This is a genomic window from Deltaproteobacteria bacterium, assembly GCA_016178705.1.
Classification (GTDB): Bacteria; Desulfobacterota; Binatia; order HRBIN30; family JACQVA1; genus JACOST01.
The window spans coordinates 217,834-236,024 of the sequence record JACOST010000011.1 but is presented as its reverse complement, the minus strand read 5'-3'; the positions used below and the strand labels follow the sequence as shown (position 1 = coordinate 236,024).

At 62.9% G+C, this 18,191-nt stretch carries 17 protein-coding genes; 13 read left to right on the top strand and 4 right to left on the bottom strand.

Features of this window, described 5'->3' with window-relative positions; genetic code table 11:
* Positions 1-9 precede the first annotated feature (9 nt).
* The gene (locus HYR72_06865) at positions 10-2,577 is read right to left on the bottom strand and encodes a GAF domain-containing protein (protein MBI1814680.1); all 2,568 of its coding nucleotides are present in this window, start codon (positions 2,575-2,577) and stop codon (positions 10-12) included.
* Between the two features lie 163 nt (positions 2,578-2,740).
* Between HYR72_06865 and HYR72_06860 the strand changes: the two genes are divergently transcribed.
* The 3 genes from HYR72_06860 to HYR72_06850 all read left to right on the top strand — a co-directional run bounded on the left by HYR72_06860 (position 2,741) and on the right by HYR72_06850 (position 5,059).
* Positions 2,741-3,022, top strand: a complete 282-nt coding sequence (locus tag HYR72_06860) for a hypothetical protein (protein MBI1814679.1) — start codon at positions 2,741-2,743, stop codon at positions 3,020-3,022.
* An 82-nt stretch (positions 3,023-3,104) separates the two neighbouring features.
* Positions 3,105-4,013, top strand: coding sequence for a hypothetical protein (locus HYR72_06855; GenBank protein ID MBI1814678.1), 909 nt, complete (start codon positions 3,105-3,107; stop codon positions 4,011-4,013).
* Positions 4,010-5,059 (top strand): hypothetical protein, encoded by a 1,050-nt coding sequence (locus tag HYR72_06850; GenBank protein MBI1814677.1) that lies wholly within the window; start codon positions 4,010-4,012, stop codon positions 5,057-5,059. Before HYR72_06855 ends, HYR72_06850 begins: the two co-directional genes overlap by 4 nt.
* Here the strand turns inward: HYR72_06850 and HYR72_06845 are convergent.
* Genes HYR72_06845 through HYR72_06835 form a run of 3 tightly spaced genes read right to left on the bottom strand, consistent with a single transcriptional unit; the run spans position 5,008 to position 6,780 of the window.
* A complete protein-coding gene (locus tag HYR72_06845; GenBank protein ID MBI1814676.1) occupies positions 5,008-5,688 on the bottom strand; it encodes an MBL fold metallo-hydrolase in 681 nt (226 codons plus the stop codon). The genes HYR72_06850 and HYR72_06845 overlap by 52 nt on opposite strands.
* A 3-nt stretch (positions 5,689-5,691) precedes the next feature.
* Positions 5,692-6,306 (bottom strand): cob(I)yrinic acid a,c-diamide adenosyltransferase, encoded by a 615-nt coding sequence (locus tag HYR72_06840; GenBank protein ID MBI1814675.1) that lies wholly within the window; start codon positions 6,304-6,306, stop codon positions 5,692-5,694.
* 9 nt (positions 6,307-6,315) lie between these two features.
* Complete coding sequence (locus HYR72_06835; GenBank protein ID MBI1814674.1) at positions 6,316-6,780, bottom strand: rhodanese-like domain-containing protein; 465 nt, start codon at positions 6,778-6,780, stop codon at positions 6,316-6,318.
* A 128-nt stretch (positions 6,781-6,908) separates the two neighbouring features.
* Between HYR72_06835 and HYR72_06830 the strand changes: the two genes are divergently transcribed.
* The 10 genes from HYR72_06830 (at position 6,909) to HYR72_06785 (ending at position 18,152) form a co-directional block, all read left to right on the top strand.
* On the top strand, positions 6,909-9,608 hold the full coding sequence (locus tag HYR72_06830) for a DEAD/DEAH box helicase family protein (GenBank protein MBI1814673.1): 2,700 nt from the start codon (positions 6,909-6,911) through the stop codon (positions 9,606-9,608).
* 186 nt (positions 9,609-9,794) lie between these two features.
* Positions 9,795-10,187, top strand: coding sequence for a DUF559 domain-containing protein (locus HYR72_06825; protein MBI1814672.1), 393 nt, complete (start codon positions 9,795-9,797; stop codon positions 10,185-10,187).
* On the top strand, positions 10,184-10,390 hold the full coding sequence (locus HYR72_06820; GenBank protein ID MBI1814671.1) for a YgiT-type zinc finger protein: 207 nt from the start codon (positions 10,184-10,186) through the stop codon (positions 10,388-10,390). Before HYR72_06825 ends, HYR72_06820 begins: the two co-directional genes overlap by 4 nt.
* Positions 10,391-10,486: 96 nt before the next feature.
* Positions 10,487-11,956 carry an SAM-dependent DNA methyltransferase gene (locus HYR72_06815; GenBank protein MBI1814670.1) on the top strand — a complete coding sequence of 490 codons (1,470 nt, stop codon included), beginning with the start codon at positions 10,487-10,489 and terminating at the stop codon, positions 11,954-11,956.
* A gap of 40 nt (positions 11,957-11,996) precedes the next feature.
* Positions 11,997-13,601 carry a restriction endonuclease subunit S gene (locus HYR72_06810; GenBank protein ID MBI1814669.1) on the top strand — a complete coding sequence of 535 codons (1,605 nt, stop codon included), beginning with the start codon at positions 11,997-11,999 and terminating at the stop codon, positions 13,599-13,601.
* Positions 13,602-13,608: 7 nt separating this feature from the next.
* The gene (locus tag HYR72_06805) at positions 13,609-14,313 is read left to right on the top strand and encodes a hypothetical protein (GenBank protein ID MBI1814668.1); all 705 of its coding nucleotides are present in this window, start codon (positions 13,609-13,611) and stop codon (positions 14,311-14,313) included.
* A gap of 63 nt (positions 14,314-14,376) precedes the next feature.
* Positions 14,377-15,132, top strand: coding sequence for a phage Gp37/Gp68 family protein (locus tag HYR72_06800; protein ID MBI1814667.1), 756 nt, complete (start codon positions 14,377-14,379; stop codon positions 15,130-15,132).
* Between the two features lie 15 nt (positions 15,133-15,147).
* Positions 15,148-16,245, top strand: coding sequence for a three-Cys-motif partner protein TcmP (tcmP, locus tag HYR72_06795; protein MBI1814666.1), 1,098 nt, complete (start codon positions 15,148-15,150; stop codon positions 16,243-16,245).
* 393 nt (positions 16,246-16,638) lie between these two features.
* Complete coding sequence (locus HYR72_06790) at positions 16,639-17,151, top strand: exonuclease (protein MBI1814665.1); 513 nt, start codon at positions 16,639-16,641, stop codon at positions 17,149-17,151.
* Positions 17,136-18,152: a hypothetical protein gene (locus HYR72_06785; GenBank protein ID MBI1814664.1), complete on the top strand. Its 1,017-nt coding sequence runs from the start codon at positions 17,136-17,138 to the stop codon at positions 18,150-18,152. The genes HYR72_06790 and HYR72_06785 overlap by 16 nt, the downstream gene beginning before the upstream one ends.
* Positions 18,153-18,191 lie beyond the last annotated feature (39 nt).

Genomic DNA, 18,191 nt, shown 5'->3' with positions numbered 1-18,191 from the left:
TTCTCTATCCTAGAGTGTGGTCGGCTGGCTAGCGGCGGCCTTGGCCGGTTCCGCTCGCGGGCGGGTCGGCAGCACGACATGAAACGTGCAGCCGGATGACGAGTCTGGATCGAGCCACAGTTGGCCGCCATGCTTGGCGACGATTGAGTACGAAATGCTCAGCCCTAACCCGGTGCCCTTGCCCACCGGCTTGGTAGTAAAGAACGGATCGAAGATGCGGGCGCGCAGCTCGGGCGGAATGCCGGGGCCCGTATCATGGACTTCGATCTCGACCGCGTCGGCCCCGTTGCGATACGGGCGCGTGGCGATGTGTACCAGCCCACCCTCGCCAGCTTCGACGGCGTCGAACGCATTGGTGAGCAGATTCAGAAACACTTGGTTGACTTGGCTGGCGTAGCACTCCACGGGCGGTACCGGAGCTAGGGTGGTCTCGACGCGGACGGTGCCGCAGACGCGGTGACGGAGCAGGTTGAGCGTGATGTCAATCGCCTCGTTGAGGTCGACGCGTTTGAGTTCGGCTTCATCGAGACGGGAGAAGGTGCGCAGGTCGCGGACGATGCGCCGGGCTCGGTTGCTGCCTTCTGTGCAGGTGGCGAGCAAGTGATCGATGTCGCCCAACACCACGTCTAGTTCGAGTTGGCGACGGACCGCGGCGAACGCCTCGGTGGCCGCAGGCGCCGTCTGTTCATACGCGCGCAGCGCCTCGCGCAGGCGACTGACATAGTCGTGGAGCACGGCCAGATTGCCGTCGACGGCAGCGAGCGGGTTGTTCAGCTCGTGCGCGACGCCCGCGACCAACTGCCCGAGCGACGCCATTTTCTCCGCCTGCACGAGTTGCGACTGCGCGTCCTTCAATTCGCGCGTGCGCGCTTCCACTTCGGCTTCCAAGTTCTGCCGCAAGCGATCGAGTTGCTCGAAGGACGCGGCATTCTCCAGCGCGCTCGCCGCCTGGTTGGCGATCGTTGCCAGCAGGTCGAGGTCCTCCGACGTATACAACTCGCCGCTGCGTTTGCGCCCGAGCAGCATGACCGCGCGCAATTGTCCTTCGAAGGCAATGGGCACCGCGACCTCGGCGCCGCACGCCTCGAGGATGCGAGTTGCCGCCGCGTCCGTGCCGCGTGCGATGGGCCGCGCGCCCTCACGTAGCGCGCTGAACAGCGGTTGCACGGGCAGCGTGGTGGTGGGTGCTGTCGCGTCGAGACTGATGACCTCAAGATGCGTCGCACCCAGTTTGTCTTGCACGATGGCTTGCGTTCGCTGCATCACATCCTCGGCGCGCAGCAGCCGAGTAAAGCTCGCGCTGAGTTCGTGGATGACGGGTTTGAAGACGGCGCGTGTTCGGAAGAAGAACCGATCGATGAGCCGTTCCAATCCGACACGGGTGGCGGCGAATCCCAACCCGGCGGTCACCACCAGCGCCGCTTGTACCGCGCGACCCAGTGGGCTGCCCGCAGTCATGAACTCATCCACCACAATCGCGGCGGTGAAGAACACCACCGCCCAGAACACACCCAGCGCGCCGGTGAGCGAGCCGCGGCGCAGCACATGGCGCAGCTCGAAAACGTTCCCGCGCACGATCGCGTAGGCGAGGCATGCGTTCATCACCAGGGTCAGCGGGAAAAACAAGTTGGCCGGTAACACCGCACCGGTGAGATAGCCGGGCAGCATCATGACCCCCAGCATCGGCGGCACGGCGGCGTATCCGATCAACGCGACCCGCGCGCGCTCGCGTGCCTCACGATCGTCCCATACCCAATAGCTGTAAGCGGTAGCGGCCCCGAGGAAAATCATGCTGCTCGCCATCAGCAAGCCGTCCATATCGGCCCATGCGGCGCGCACGTCGGCGTTGTGGAACGAGTGGGTATTGACCCACAGGCCGAGTGCCGTCCAGAGCGCGAGATTCGCGCCCGGGAGCCAGGGCCAGCGCGCTACGATCGCGCGTCGTCGCGGGAAATCGAGAGCGAGGTTTATGAACGCGGCCGCGAGTACGTAGAACGACAGCGAGAACAACCGACCGAAGCGACCATCGATCGCGCTCTCACACAACGCGAGGCCGCCAGCATAGGAGACCACGGTCAGCACCAGGAAACGCGCCGCGGCCGGGTGTTGCGATTGCCGCCGCACCGCCCACAAGGCCAGCGCCAACGCTATCAACGTCGGCGCGACCGCGCAGCCGTATACCGCAAGAAAACTCAGCACTGAGAAACGCGCGGTCGGAACCGTCACCGCCACTCGTTCGGATCCCCGCTCGACTTCGTACGTAACCGCGGTTCCCACGGGTAGGCCAGCGACCAGGTCGACCAGTTCGCTGGGGTGATGGAGTCGTCGAACGTGATCATCCACCATCAGCCCGACGACTCGGTCACGCGCTTTGAACAGCCCGTGTTGCAGAGCAGGCCAAACGGGATCACCAACCCGCATGAACCGGAGGTCTTCCGACAGGCAGAACCCGGGGACGGCGCTGCCGATGCGGCCAGCGGCCCGCGCGGCCACGATCACCGCCGCCGCGAGCACGATCCCGATGGCGAGCCGCTGCAGGATCGCGCGCCAATCGTTCAGTTGAGTAGTGTCGGGCATCAGGCGCGGCGAATCATAGTGCCAGCCGACGCCCAGAACAAGCTGTTGCCCGTCATGACATTATGTCCAACATCAATTGCCTAGGTAGGACGTGTCGCGCTTGACGACGCGCGAGTGTTTATGAAAAGAGTCCTATCACGTCATTGCAAAGCAGGAGGGGATCATGGCGACACGAACGAGCATGCCGCACTCGGCGATGTACGAAATCCTCACCGCGATGGTAAAGGGCACCAAGAAAATGAAGGGTGAGGATTTTTTCTGGGAAGCCGTGAATCGGTTCCATCACTACAAGCCGGCCAAGCACGCCGAGCTCACTGACTGGTTGAAGAAGGCCGGCATCCGCAAACTGCCGACACCGGAGCAGTGTGTGGCCGCGCGCAAGCTGGCCAGCAAAGCTGAGAACGCCACGCTTTCGATCTACGGACCGGAGACCCGCAATTACTGAGGCCGGGCGCGGCCTGGCCGCGTACGACCGCCAGATCGATCGCGAGTTTCGGCGCTGGGCGACCAATGCGCTAACGCGCGATTTGCGCGCCCACGCGTTTGCGCTGCCCCACCAACTTCGACTCTCGCCGCAGCCACGCTGGCGCACCTGGCGCGCGGTGTTCCACAACCCCATCACACGCACGCTGCCCGGCGCCGTGGCCGAGGCGTTCCCGACGGTCACGCCCGTACACCTGCGCCGTCTCGGGCTGGCGCACGTCTTGTGTCTGGCGCTGGCGTTTCTTGACGACCGACTCAACGACGACGATGTCGCGTTCAGCCGCGACCTGAATCTACTCAAGCGCAGTATGGAAGCGGAGATGCAAGCACGCCTGAGCGAGGTCGTCGGGACGCACGCCGGCTACTGGCGCGCAGCGCGGCAGGCACTGCGCGACTATGCCGTGGCGCACGTGCGGGAGGCCGCGGACTGGAGAGGTGGCAGGGCGGAGGACGATTCGCACGCGCGCTACGCGCGCGCGGCGGCGGGCAAGCTGGCACCGGCCCGGTTGTCGGCGCTCGCGGTCGCGATCCTCGGCGGCGCCTCGACGTCGGTTCAGACGCGCATCACACGTGCCGTCGATGAGTGTGTCATCGGGTTGCAATACGTGGACGACGTCGACGATTGGGAAGAGGACTATCGCCGCGGCCGGCCGACGTACTTCGTGCGCCGGCACCTGACGGCTCACGAATGGCGACGGCGAGAGCGCGTGCCGGTCGCCGAATTACGAAGCCGGGTGCACCTGAGCGATACCGGCGTCGAATTTCTTCAGCGTGCTAGCCACCATTTCGGGCGTTGCGCAACGCTGCTCGATGGATTGCCGATGCCGACGTTGCGGACGTGGGCGGCGCGCCAGCGTGACGAATGGGCGCGACGCGCGCTGGTGATCCATCGCGATCATCAGCGCTTTCACCAAACGCTGCTGGCGACGTGGCAGCGACGCTGGACGCTATGAGCGACGCGGCCGCAACACCGGCACTCAGAGCGTTCGACGACCGCATCGATCACCTCTACCGGCGCTGGCTGCGCAGCGCGTTGCCCCCAACACTGCGCGAGGTTGCCCGCGCGCTGCCGCACGCAATGAGCTTCTCGCCGCAGCCACGCTGGCGCACGTGGCGCGACGTGTACGGAACACCGGTGTTCCGCGCGTTGCCCTTCCTGATCGCCGAGGCGTTCCCCTCGGTCCCGCGCGCGACGCTGGAACAGCTCGGAGTCGCCCACGTTCTCATCATCCTCCTCGCGCTGATCGACGACCGCCTCAACGATCGCCAGCTCGCCTTCGCGCGCGACACGAATCTGCTGCGCTACGCGGTGGAGGGTGAGATACACGCCTTGCTAGGCACAACGGTGGGGCCGCGTGCCGACTTCTGGCGCCGCTTCCGACGCGACGTGAGCGAGTACGTCGATGGCCACAGCACCGAGCCGGTGTTGTGGATCGGCCGCCGGCCGGCCTACACGCATTCGCACTACGCGCGCGACTCCGCCGCCAAGACGGCGGTTTGTCGGATCACCGCCGTCGCGGTCGCATTGCTCGGTGGCGCGCCGCCGCCGGCGGTTCGCCGCGTGGTGGCCTTGCTCGACCATTACCTCGTCGGCATGCAGTACCTCGACGACGCGGTCGATTGGGAAGAGGACTTCCGCGGCGGGCGGTGGACCTACTTCCTTCAACTCCACTTGCGGCCCCAGGAAGCACGCCGCGCCGTTCCCGTGACACTCGCCGCACTGCGCAGCCGAGTCGCCACTTCACAGGTGACCGCGGACTTCTTCGCGCGCGGCAGCCGCCACTACGCGGCCTGCCTGCGCCTCCTCGGCGCGTTCGACATGCCGACCTTTCGCGACTGGGTGATCCACAAGCGCGACCGGCTACACGGTATGGCCACCGCACGCCGGCAACAGCAAGACACGTATCGACAGCACTTCGTGCAAACGCTCACGCGAGCGTTCGACGATCAGTATCCCATCATGTTGAGAAAATCTTCGAGCCGCTCGAAGCGCATGTAAAGATTGCGGCGCTTCTCGTCGCCGATCGTCGAGGTGGGCCGGTCGGAGTAGTCGTGGCCGGGATAGAGCACCGTGTTGTCAGGCAACCGTTTCAACTTGTTGACCAGACTGTCGTAGAGCTGCGCCGGATCGCTGCCGGGTAGATCCACGCGCCCACACGACCCGATGAACAGGGTGTCTCCCGACACCAAGTGGCCGTCGACTAAGAAGCACTGCGAGCCAGGCGTGTGGCCTGGCGTGTGAATGAACTTGATCGTCACGTTGCCCACGGCCAGGTCGTCGCCGCTCTCGACCGAAACCATATCGGATGCCGACAGCCCGGCGATCTGGTTGGCGAAGTCCGCTTCGCTCTTGTGTAGATACACTTTCAGATCGAGGTTGCGGGCCAGCAAATCAGTGGCGCCTTGGATGCTGTGCCCCATCATCTTGCCGCCGAGGTGATCGGGGTGGAAGTGCGTGACCAGCGCCGCCGTGATCTGCATGTCGTCCTCTGCGGCGACTGCGAGAATGCGATCGATGTCCCATGCCGCGTCCACCACCGCGGCCTTGTGCGTGAGCGGGTCGCCGATGAGATAGGCGAAGTTCTGCATCGGGCCGAGTGGGAGTTGCTTGAAGTAGAGTGACGACATGGATCAGGCTCCTTTACGTTTGCGTTCATGGCCACGCAGGCCGCGCTCCCAGAGAAACTCCGGCTCGCCGAGTTGCTTGCTGACCCAGCGCGATAGCACGAACAGCAGATCGCTGAGGCGATTGACCCACGGCAGGACGAAGTCGCCGACGGTCTCGTCGCGGCTGAGACGGAGGATGTCGCGCTCGGCGCGCCGGCATACGGTGCGCGCCTGGTGCAAGAAGGCGCTGACCTTGCCGCCGCCGGGAAGAATGAACGAGTTCAGTGGAGTCAGTTCAGTCTGCAGACCATCGATTTCGCCTTCCAAGGCCTTCACGTCGTCCGCACTGATGCGGTACATGCCCTCGTACGCTGCGTCCGGCGGTGTGGCCAACTCACTGCCAAGGTCGAAGAGCTGATTCTGCATGCGTTTGAGCAAGTCCTCCAGGCGGCGTTGATGCGCGCGGGCGGCGCCGTCGGCGTTGAACGTGCGCGCCAGGCCGACGATGGCGTTGAGTTCGTCGACGCTCCCGTAGGCGGCGATGCGCGGGGAATCCTTAGGGACGCGTTTGCCGCCGACCAATGCGGTCTTGCCCTTGTCACCGCCGCGCGTGTAGACGCGCGTGATTCGAATCGCCATTGGCAGCCTTCACTCCCGCCCTCTCCCAGAGGGAGAGGGAGAAGATGCCCGCAACCCGGCGTAGGTGTTCTGCGCTCCGCAATCTTTGCACACCGGCAAGCCGGCCTCTGCCCAACCGGGCGTGATCAGGCGCCCCGACTGATCACGCGCACCGCCGAAGCCGCCTTGCATGTTGCAGAGATCGACAAACCCGGCGCTCGCCATCATCTCCGCCGCGCGTTGCGAGCGCATCCCCGACATGCACCCGATCACCACCGCGGCATCCTTCGGGAAGTGTTGTTCGACCACGGCGAGAAACTCCGGATTCGGGGCCATCTGTCCGCTGGCGGCGTCCCGCACGAACACCGGCACGTTGACCGCGGTGGCTGGATGGCCGGCGGCGAACTCCGCCTCCGTGCGGACATCGAGGTAACGGTAGCCCTTACCGATCAACTCATGCGCTTCCGCGGGCGCGATCTGTTTGATGGCCATCAGTCCTCCTTTCGTTGCGAGTCTAACAATCCCGTCGGCACAGGGAAAGGCGACGGACGCGCTGGCGCGGTTCGCGGTTTCATTGACAACCCGGCGACTGCCACCCTAAGAACCGACGAGCGTGATATCGCATGAGTAGCAAGCCGCACGACGAGTCTGAAGCGCGCACCCGCCGGACCCGCATCGACAAGCGGATCACCGGTGCCGGTTGGGAAATCGTCCGCAAGGGTGCGGTGCGCCCGGCGCGCTTTTACCAGCGCCACGCCCTCGAAGAATATCCAACGGACACAGGCCCGGCCGACTACGCCCTGTGCGCCGACGGACAGGCGCTCGGTATCGTCGAGGCGAAGAAGCTGAGCCTCGGACCGCAGAACGTGCTCGTTCAGGCCGAGCGCTACTCGCGCGGAGCGACTGACAGCCCGTTCAACTTTCGCGGATACCGTGTACCGTTTCTCTACTCCACCAACGGCGAGGTCATCTGGTACCACGATGTTCGCTACCAACTGAACGCCTCGCGCCGGATTGCCGGCTTCCACACACCGGGCGCGTTGCGGGAATTGCTCCAGCGCGATTTTGAAGCGGCCTGCGCCTGGTTCACCGCCAATGCGAATAGTCACCAATGGCTGCGTCCCTACCAGATCGACGCGAACGCCGCGGTCGAACAAGCCATCGCCAGTCGCAAGCGACAGATGCTGCTTGCCATGGCCACCGGCACGGGCAAGACCGTGACCATGGTGAATCAGGCCTATCGGCTGATGAAGTCCGGCGTCGGCCGGCGGATTCTGTTTCTCGTCGATCGCCGCGCGCTCGCGGCGCAAGCGGTGCGCACCTTCGCGTCCTTCGAGCCCGAGCCCGGCTTGAAGTTCACCAACATCTACGAAGTCTACAGCCAACGCTTTCGCCGTGAAGACCTTGGCGAGGATGAGAAGTTCGATCCGAAGGTCCTGCCCGCTAGCTATCTCCTCGATCCGCAGCCGGGTCACGCGTTCGTGTACGTCTGCACGATTCAGCGCATGGCCATCAATCTCTTCGGTCGCGGCGCGGCGTTCGCTCTCGGTGACGAAGAATCGGACGACGACGCGGACAAGCTCGACATCCCGATTCACGCCTTCGACGTGATCATCGCCGACGAGTGCCACCGCGGCTACACCACCGCCGAGCTGTCGATGTGGCGCAACACGCTGGACCATTTCGATGCGATCAAGATCGGCCTGACGGCCACGCCCGCCGCTCACACCAAGGCGTACTTCAACGAGATCGTGTACCGCTACGAATATGAACGTGCCGTCCGCGAGGGCTACCTCGTCGACTATGATGTCGTGACGATCAAGTCGGACGTGCGCCTCAACGGCGTGTTCCTCCGCGAAGGCGAGCAAGTCGAGCTGATCGATCAGACCTCTGGTACCGGGCAGCTCGACTTACTCGAAGACGAGCGTCAATTCGACACGACCGAGATCGAGCAGCGTGTCACCTCGCCCGACTCGAATCGCAAGATCATCGAGGAAGTGAAGCGCCACGCGCTCGCCCACGAGCAGCAGTACGGGCGCCTTCCGAAAACACTGATCTTCGCGGTGAACGACCTGCCGCACATCTCGCACGCCGACCAACTCGTCGGCATTTGCCGGGACACATTCGGCCGCGGCGATGCGTTCGTGCAGAAGATCACCGGCAGCGCGACGGTCGATCGCCCGCTGCAGCGGATTCGAGAGTTCCGCAATCGTCCCGAACCCGGCATCGTTGTGTCCGTCGACATGCTCTCCACCGGTGTCGATATTCCCGACCTCGAGTTCATCGTCTTCCTGCGCCCGGTGAAGTCGCGCATTCTTTTCGAGCAGATGCTCGGCCGCGGCACGCGCAAGGGCGAGAAGTTTCCCGACAAGTCGCACTTCACCGTCTTCGATTGCTTCGACGGCTCGCTGCTGGCCTACTTCAAGAGCGCGTCGGCCTTCACTGCGGATCCGCCCGAGAAGCCGTCGCGCACGATTCAAGAGATCATCGACGACATTTGGAACAACCGGAATCGCCCGTACAACGACCGCTGCCTGATCAAACGGTTGCATCGCGTCAACAAGGAGATGTCCGCCGAAGCGCGCGAGCTGTTCGCCGCTTACGTTGAGGATGGTGACCTCGGGCGCTTTGCCAAGCAACTCCCAACGGCGCTGGCGGACGACTTCACCGGCACGATGAAGTTGCTGCGTGATCCGGCCTTCCAAGACTTGCTGGTGAACTATCCGCGACCGCCGCGCGTCTTCGTTGTCGCGGTAGAGACCGAGGACATCGTCAGCTCCGACATCCTCATCCGCGACGCGGCCGGCAAGGAGTACAAACCCGACGACTACCTCACCGCCTTCGCGCGCTTCGTGGCAGAGAAACAAGACGAGATCGACGCGATCGGCATTCTGCTCGATCGTCCGCAAGGCTGGAGCACCGAGGCGCTGTTCGAACTGCGGCGCAAACTCAGCGCCGTGCAGTGGCGGTTCACCGAGGACAATCTCCAGAAGGCGCACGCCGCGCGCTACGGCAAGGCCTTGGTCGACATCATCTCGATGGTGAAGCACGCCGCGGACGTGCAGGAGCCCTTGCTCACCGCGGCGGAGCGGGTTGATCGCGCTCTCGCGCAGATCAACGCCGGTCAGCAGTTCACCGACGAGCAGCGCCAATGGCTCGATCGCATTCGCGCACACTTGATCGAGAACCTGACGATCGCGCCCGATGACTTTCAGATCGTACCGGTGTTCACGCGCGAAGGCGGTTGGCGTCCCGCGAATCGTGCCTTCGGCGGCAAGCTGGAAGAGTTGCTGCACAAGGTCAACGAGGCAATCGCAGCGTGAGCCCTCACGCCGGAGCCCTCACCCCAACCCTCTCCCAAAGGGCGAGGGGGCGGAACAGAATATCGGGGCAGAGCAATGGACACCGGTGTCTGTTTGATGTTTGCCTTTGGAGTGCCGCTCCGGTTCCCTCGCCCCCTGGGAGAGGGCTAGGGTGAGGGCTCCGTGACAAAGACCGCGCATCCCTCGATCACCATCCAGCAACGCAACCGAGCGCGGACACTCCGCCGCAGCCAAACCGACGCCGAGCAGAAACTGTGGCAGAAGCTCCGCCGAGGCCAAGTCAACGGCGCGAAGTTCCGCCGACAGCATCCCATCGGCCGATACTTCGCCGATTTCGGTTGCGACGAGCAACACCTCGTCATCGAGCTTGACGGCAGTCAACATGCGGTGAATGTTGCACGCGACGACGCGAGGACGGCGTATCTGGAAACTCAAGGCTATCGAGTGTTGCGATTCTGGGACGATCAGGTGTTGAAGAACGTGGAGGCGGTGTTGGAACGAATCGTCGATGCTTTGAGGAGCCCTCACCCCAACCCTCTCCCAGGGGGCGAGGGGGTCGGAAGGCGGAGTCGGACATGAAGATCTGCTTCTACTGCAAGGGAGCACTCCGCCGGCGGCGAATCGAACATGCGCATCAATGGGGTGGGCGACACCTTTTAATCAACGTGGCCGCGGAAGTGTGCGAGCGCTGCAGAGAGGTGTTTCTCTCGCCCGCAACCCTCAGGGGCATTGATCGGCGGACGGGACAGCCGTCTCCAGGCGGCAGGGGAAGAACGAGGTGAGCTGCACCGAGTCCAGTCCCCTCGCCCTCTGGGAGAGGGTTAGGGTGAGGGCTCCGTCATGGTGCGCACACAGCAACAGGTGAGGGCTCCGATCCGATGACCGACGTCGTCCAGAAGCTCTGGGGCTTCTGCCATACCCTGCGCCACGACGGCGTCGACTACGGCGACTACATCGAGCAGATCACCTACCTGCTGTTCCTCAAAATGGCCGACGAGCGCGGCGTCACGCTTCCCAAAACTTGCGACTGGCCGACGCTGCGCGATCGCAGCGGCACCGATCTCATCGATCACTACGTCGACGTGCTCCGCACCCTCGGTAAGTCGCCCGGCATTCTCGGCGACATCTATTCGGGTGCGCAGTCGCGCTTCAACAATCCGGTGAACCTGAAGCGGCTGGTCAGCCTGATCGACGAGACCGAATGGACCACGCTCGGTGTCGATGTGAAGGCCGCCGCGTACGAGGGCCTGCTGGAGAAGGCCGCCAGCGAAGGCAAGAAGGGCGCCGGGCAGTACTTCACTCCGCGCATCTTGATCCAGTCGATCGTGCGCTGCATGAAGCCCGATCCGCGCGCGCATCGCGAGTTTACCATCAGCGATCCGGCGTGCGGCACCGGTGGGTTTCTCGTAGCTGCGTACGAGTGGTTGATCGAAGCATCCAAGGGCGGGGCGCTCGATCGCGAGACCGCGAAGCGGGTGAAGAAGGACACATACTTCGGTCAAGACCTCGTCCCGCGCCCGCGACGTTTGGCGCTGATGAATCTGTACCTGCACGGCATCGAGCCGCACATCGCGTTGGGCGACGCGATCTACGAGCCGCCGTCGGGCCAGCGCTTCGACGTTGTGCTCACCAATCCGCCGTTCGGTACCAAGGGCGCGAATCAAGCGCCGGCGCGCGACGACTTCACCATCGAGACCTCGAACAAGCAGCTCAATTTCCTCCAGCACGTCCTGACCATCCTCAAGCCGGGCGGCCGCGCCGCGGTCGTGCTGCCCGACAACTGCTTGTTCGCCGATCAGGCGGGCGAGGTGTTCGAGATCATCACCAAGGACTGCGTTCTGCACACCGTCCTGCGCTTGCCGCGCGGAACGTTTACGCCGTACAGCCCCGGTGTGAAAGCCAACGTCGTTTTCTTCACCAAGGGCGCGCCGACCGAGACGGTGTGGATCTATGACGCTCGCACCAACGTCCCCGGCATCACCAAGAAGGACCGCCCGCTGGCGCCGGCGCACTTCGCCGCGTTCGACAAATGCTACGGCGCCGATCCGAATGGCCGATCCAAGCGCAAGCCGTCCGACTCGAAAGACGATCGCTGGCGCAGCTTCCACATCAGCGAGGTGAAGCAGCGCGACTTCAAACTCGACAGCTTCAAATGGCTCAAGGACGAGTCGCTCGAAGACGTGGACGATCTGCCTGAGCCGGAAGAGCTCGCCACCGACGCGATCGCAGAGTTGGCGGGCGCCGTCGATGAGCTAAACGCGGTGCTCGCACTACTCGAAAACGGCGCCGCCGATTCCAAGTCCGCTCCGGCTCCGGTCCCCTCGCCCCCTGGGAGAGGGCTAGGGTGAGGGCTCCGTCGCAGCCGTCGAGACTTCGGAGACCATTCGCGTGAAGTCCGGTGCTCGCAAGCAAGCCCTCACCCCCGCCCTCTCCCAGGGGGCGAGGGAGCGGAGCGAGCTGCCGGATGCTTGGGCCGCAGCCAATTTAGCTGAACTTGCCACGCGGATAACCAAGGGTTCAACGCCAACGTCCTATGGCTTCAAGTTCGAGGATCGCGGCGTTCGATTCGTCAAAGTCGAGAACATCCGGGACGGCAGTGTCGACCAGAAGTCCATCAAGCATCACATCTCTCAAGCGGCGCACGAAAACCAGAGGCGCTCGATGCTTGAAGCAGGTGACATCTTGATCTCGATTGCTGGCACGATCGGCGCGACTTGCCTAGTGACGTGCAACGACGTACCTGCCAATACGAATCAAGCGTTGGCTATCATCCGAGGTACGCAGTCTCATCTCACACCGCAGTTCCTCCGATACCAGCTCTCATCGGCTCTCGCTGAGAAGCAAATCGACGCACAGGCCCGCGGCGGCGGGATGAACAATATCTCTCTCAAGGATGTTGGTGCGATCCGTGTTCTGTTCCCACCCCTCGCCGAGCAGCAGCGCATCGTCGCGCAGGTCGAGGTGTTGCTGGCGCACGTGAACGCCGCGCGCGAGCGACTCGCAAAGGTGCCAGCGATCCTGAAGCGCTTCCGCCAATCCGTCCTCGCCGCCGCGTGCTCGGGGCGGCTGACGGAGGAGTGGCGGGAATCACACCCGGATGTCAGGACAGATCCACGTGCATGCAGAAAGCCCGCTTCAACTCGTCAGAGGGGACGCCGCGGCGCCAATCTGTCTCTCGAAGGTGAGCTGCCCTTGGATGAAATGCCGGAATTGCCATCGTCTTGGGAGTACTACCGTGCGGACGAAGTCGCGGAACCGGGCACTGTGATTACTTACGGCATCGTTCTACCCGGGCCAGAGTTCCCCGATGGAGTCCCGTATGTTCGGCAGCAGGACGTGCTTGAAGACGGAACGCTCAACGTCAACGAGCTTCGGCATACGAAGCTAGACATAGCGCAGAAACACAGTCGGTCATCGCTGAAGGCAGGTGATGTCCTTCTCTGCATCATCCGGAATCTACGCGTTGCGACCGTACCCACGGGAATCGAGGGTGCCAACATCACACAAGGGATGGTTCGCATCCGCCCGGCTACTTCAATCACGACCGAGTACCTCGCCGCTTACCTCGCGTGCGTCCACGCGCAGAGCTGGCTGAAAGATCGTTACTTTGGGATGGATATGCCGCGAGTCAACGTTGAGGATGCGCGCGCGGTCCCAATTGCCCTCCCACCCCTCGCCGAGCAACACGAAATCGTCCGCCGCATCGACGCGCTCTTCAAGCTTGCCGACGCGATCGAGCAGCGCATCGCTGCGTCGACGATGCGCGCGGAGAAACTGACACAAGCGATCCTCGCCAAAGCCTTCCGCGGTGAACTGGTCCCGACCGAAGCCGAACTCGCCCGCCGCGAAGGCCGCGACTACGAACCGGCGTCGGTGTTGCTGGACCGGATTCGGGTGGAGCGGACGCGGGAGCCCTCACCCCGACCCTCTCCCAGAGGGCGAGGGAGCGGAGCTGGCGCTGCGCGGGCAACACCGCACAGTCGCCAAACATGAACACCCGGTGCCGGCGTCCGCCGTTATGATCCCTGAGCGAAGCATTGTTCTCGACGCTTCGGGCATTACTCTCGCAAACGACGAACGGCGGCAGGAGTGCAAACGCGATCTGGCGCTCGAAGTATCGAAGCTCCAAATATTCTCGGGCGACCGAATCTTTGTTCTCGCAGACAACGGGAATGGGAAGTCGGCGTTAACCGACGCCGTCGTGGCGATGTTTTCGTTCGGCCCCACTCCGGGCGAGGATCTCGAACTTCCGAACTTCGAAGGTCGCGAGCAACGATTTCGAATCGCTACACTATTTCGCAGCCCGCGCTGGACCGCCCTTCGACAAGGCGGGGAAGCTCACGACATCGTCGCCCTTCGCAACCGAGAAGATGCGGAGGCGACACTCTTCCTCGCTGATGATCCGAAATTGGCAGGCGACCTTATCGACGTCGCCGTCGAGAAGCACCTCACTCTGATGACCGGCAGCGATCCTGAACGACTGGAGACTGCCCTCGAACACTTTCTCGGGGCGCAAAGCGGGCGCATCCTCTGGTTGGAGAAGGGACGGCGGTTTTATGATGGGACAGCCGCCGAATTTCCGCTGCGACTTGAGGCGCTCTGGGAACAGTATACTGCGTGCCAAACACAGACGGGATACTGTGGCGTTGGCAAGGATTTCATCGGACCTGTGCGTCGAGCAGTCCAGTCGATCCGATGTCTGTGAGATATCGAGGATGGCATCAGTTGAGAACGGTCGCGCTTCGCTGTATCTTCGCCAGCAGGCCAAATGAGTGACCGCAGCGCTATCGAGTGGACTGACGCGACGTGGAACCCAGTGCGGGGCTGCACCAAGATCAGCCCGGGCTGCAAGCACTGCTACGCGGAGACTTTCGCCGAACGGTTCCGCGGCGTTCCTGGGCATCCGTTCGAGCAAGGCTTCGATCTCCGACTGGTCTCCGAGAAACTGAACCAGCCGCTCTATTGGCGCTCGCCGCGCCGCATCTTCGTCAACTCGATGAGCGATCTCTTCCACGAACGCGTGTCCGCCGCGTACATCGCGGAAGTTGGCCGCGTCATGGCCGCGGCGCATTGGCACACGTATCAAGTACTCACAAAGCGGCACGAACGAATGCGTGACTTACTCCGCGACGAACTGGCTTGGATGGCTCAGCTTCCCCACGTGTGGTTTGGCGTGAGCGTCGAGAATCAACGGCACGGCTTGCCGCGCATCGATGCGCTGCGGACAACGCCCGCTGCAGTGCGGTTCTTGTCCATTGAACCATTGCTCGAAGATCTCGGACTGATCGACCTTTCGGGAATCGACTGGGTGATCGTGGGCGGAGAGTCCGGTCGTCGTGCGCGGCCGATGCGTGAGGCTTGGGCACGCCACGTTCGCGATCAATGCACTACCCAGGGTGTCGCCTTCTTTTTGAAGCAACTGGGTGGCCGGCGTGACAAGCGGAGCGGTGATGCTGCCACACTCGACGGGCGACTGTGGCGAGAACTGCCGCCCATACCGGCCGCCGAGCACCTGAGCCTGTAGGAACCGGTAGCACAGGTGGCGAGCCCAAAGACGAAACTCTGGCCGCTCGAACCTCACAGCCGGGGCAAACATCTCGTCCTCAAAAACTACCTCGACGCCTGGTTCCCGATTTTGGGTTCGCAGCATGGCCGCATTCTGTTCATCGACGGATTCGCTGGCCCAGGAGAATACAAGGATCATGAAGAGGGCTCTCCATTGATCGCGCTGCGCGCACTCAAGGACCACAAGGCGCGGCAGATCATCAAGGGCGAGGTGGTGTTCAATTTCATCGAGAGCGAACCTGACCGGGTGCAACATCTCCGCACGCTCGTCGAAGCATGGAAACCAGGTTTGCCGGCATCATGCATCGTCGAGGTGATCGAAGGCCGCTTCGACGAGACGATGGCCAAGGTGCTGGACCGACTCGATGCCGACGCGAAGCATCTGGCGCCGGCGTTCGTGATGATCGATCCCTTCGGCGTGTCCGGGACGCCGATGGATGTCGTGCGGCGTATTCTCCGAAACCCCAAGGCGGAGATCTACGCTTCATTCATGTACGAGGCGATCAACCGCTTCAAGACTGCTCCCGAGTTCGAGCATCATCTCACCGATCTGTTTGGCGGCGACGCCTGGCGTGCCGGCATCGGCATTTCTGACCCGATCGCAAGAAGGGACTTCTTCTACGGTCTCTACATTCAGCAGCTGCGGCAAGCCGGCGCAACGCATGTGGTCCACTTCGATCTTTACGAACAGAACCGCCTTGTCTACGCCATCTTTTTCGCGACCAAGAGCTGGGTAGGCGCGGACCGCATGAAGCAGGCGATCTGGAAGGTCGCGCCGTTTGGCGAGTTCGCCTTCCACGGAACGCACTCCAGGCAGCTTACGCTCGGCCTGCAGACGGTCGACTATGAGCCGTTGAAGAAGGTGCTGCGCGACGAGTTTGAGGGGAAGGGATGGGTTCGGATCGAACGGGTCTTGGAATTCGTTGGCTCCGACAAGACCGACTATCACACGGGTCATGTGAAGAAGGGTGCGCTTGTGCCCATGGAGACGGCAGGGCAGATCGAGATTGACGGCACGACGCGGAAGAAGAAGCGGAGCTATCCAAAAGGCACGAAGCTGCGCTTCAAATGACATGGCCGTGTTTAGAAGGCCGCGACCACGAACCGGCGTCGGTGTTGCTGGAGCGGATTCGCGCGGAGCGGGCGAAGTCGGAGCCGTCACCCCGACCCTCTCCCAGGGGGCGAGGGAGCGGAGGGGGCTTTGCGCGCCGGGGAAGCAAAAGCAGTGCGACCGAGGGCAAGACATTCTGAAATTGAAGAGGGTGGCGATCGTGTTCGACTTCGCGTGAATCGTGCGGTATCGAAGGAACTGATGGCTTCGCTGTGGGCAAAAGGGACAAGCCAATCGGCTGGCCCGGATGCAGCACCCAAGACTCGGCAGAAGGCGCGCACCGATCAGACACTAGTGGACGTGTATTTCTCGGCGGACGTTGAGACCGACGGTCCGATCCCTGGGCCTTACTCGATGCTCTCGTTCGCGATCGTTCCGGCCGGCCGCTTCGATGGTCGAACGTTCGAACCGCCGCGGAACTATGAAAATCCCTTCTGTGCGGAAGTCCGTCCCATATCGGAGCAGTTTCAAGCGGAGGCGCTGCGCGTCAACGGCATCGACCGCGAGCGCTTGAAGCGTGAAGGCCAGGATCCGCGCGTGGCGATGACCAACGCCGCCAAATGGCTCCACGATCAAGCGGGGGACGGTGTCCCGATTCTTGTCGCGTACCCGCTGAGTTTCGATTGGGCTTGGCTGTATTGGTACTTCACGAATTTTTCGGAGACCGGTTCACCCTTCAACCACTCGCGCTGCTTCGATCTCAAGACCGCCTACGCCGTGAAAGCGGGAATGCCGATTGCCGTTTCTGGGAGGAGCCAGTTGCCGCCAGAACTACGGGCCAAGCATGCGCACACCCATAACGCGCTCGACGACGCGATCGAGCAGGCAGAGATCTTCGCCAAGATTTTCACGTGGCAGCCCAAGTGACCGGCGGTCGGAGAATCTTCCAGCTTCGCCAAGCGCAAACAAACCGGCGGCTGAATGGATTCCGGCGGGAACTTCGGAAGCACCTCGGTAGTGATCGTAAGAAGGTCCTGGGCACGCACACCTGCATCTACGCGACCGGATCGGGTGGCCGCGGCGAACTTTCAAAGTTCAGCGATCTCGACGCATTCGTTCTGCGTGTCGGTGCCGCCCCGTCAAACCTCGATACCGTCATCATCCAGAGCGCGATCATCCGCGCGACCGACGCTTGCGGGCTCCCCGAGCCATCCGGCGAAGGCAAGTTCCTCAAGATGCATACAGTGGCAGACCTCACCAACAATTTCGGCAAGCCGCAGGACGATACCGAGAACACGTTCACCGCACGCATGCTCCTGCTGCTCGAAAGCACGCCCATTCTTGGCGATGCGGCGTATCGCAAGGCGGTAGAGCAGGTCATCGACATCTACTGGCGGAACTACCAGGGCCACCAACACGACTACCTACCGATCATCCTGCTGAACGACATCGTGCGGTACTGGCGCATCGTGCTCCTCAACTACGAGGCGAAGAATCTTCCCGATGAGGAAGGCACCGATGACCCCGATCGCCGGCTGCGAAGTTACAAGCTGCGGTTCAGCCGATGCATGATGTGCTTCTCGGCCGTGGCCTACCTGCTCGCAGCAACGAAGCTGGGTGGTAACAACGTCAGTAGGGAGACCGTCCTCAAGATGGTGCGCGCAAGGCCGCTGGACCGCATGGCCTGGATCGCGACACGTTTCGCGCGCAACTCGGAAGTGAGGCGACAGATCGACGAACTACTCGATTGCTACGCGGCATTCCTGCGCGAGACGGAGGCACCGAAGAAAGATTTGCTCCGCCAATTCGGGCGTAGTCGGTACCGCCGCGCGCGTTCCAGAGAAGGGACGCAGTTCGGCCAGAAGATGTTCGACTTGATCGCCGAGCTTGGGCGCGACAACCCGCTCTATCGGTATCTCGTTGTGTAGTAGCGCAAGGAACCCTCACCCCGACCCTCTCCCAGGGGG

What these genes read in the sequence shown, in the direction of transcription:
- HYR72_06860 (MBI1814679.1), top strand. Translation starts at nt 2,741, where the DNA reads ATGGCGACACGAACGAGCATGCCGCACTCGGCGATGTACGAAATCCTC.
- HYR72_06820 (MBI1814671.1), top strand. Translation starts at nt 10,184, where the DNA reads ATGAAGATCTGCTTCTACTGCAAGGGAGCACTCCGCCGGCGGCGAATC.
- HYR72_06790 (MBI1814665.1), top strand. Translation starts at nt 16,639, where the DNA reads ATGCTCTCGTTCGCGATCGTTCCGGCCGGCCGCTTCGATGGTCGAACG.
- HYR72_06865 (MBI1814680.1), bottom strand. Translation starts at nt 2,577, where the DNA reads ATGCCCGACACTACTCAACTGAACGATTGGCGCGCGATCCTGCAGCGG.
- HYR72_06830 (MBI1814673.1), top strand. Translation starts at nt 6,909, where the DNA reads ATGAGTAGCAAGCCGCACGACGAGTCTGAAGCGCGCACCCGCCGGACC.
- HYR72_06845 (MBI1814676.1), bottom strand. Translation starts at nt 5,688, where the DNA reads ATGTCGTCACTCTACTTCAAGCAACTCCCACTCGGCCCGATGCAGAAC.
- HYR72_06815 (MBI1814670.1), top strand. Translation starts at nt 10,487, where the DNA reads ATGACCGACGTCGTCCAGAAGCTCTGGGGCTTCTGCCATACCCTGCGC.
- HYR72_06800 (MBI1814667.1), top strand. Translation starts at nt 14,377, where the DNA reads ATGAGTGACCGCAGCGCTATCGAGTGGACTGACGCGACGTGGAACCCA.
- HYR72_06840 (MBI1814675.1), bottom strand. Translation starts at nt 6,306, where the DNA reads ATGGCGATTCGAATCACGCGCGTCTACACGCGCGGCGGTGACAAGGGC.
- HYR72_06850 (MBI1814677.1), top strand. Translation starts at nt 4,010, where the DNA reads ATGAGCGACGCGGCCGCAACACCGGCACTCAGAGCGTTCGACGACCGC.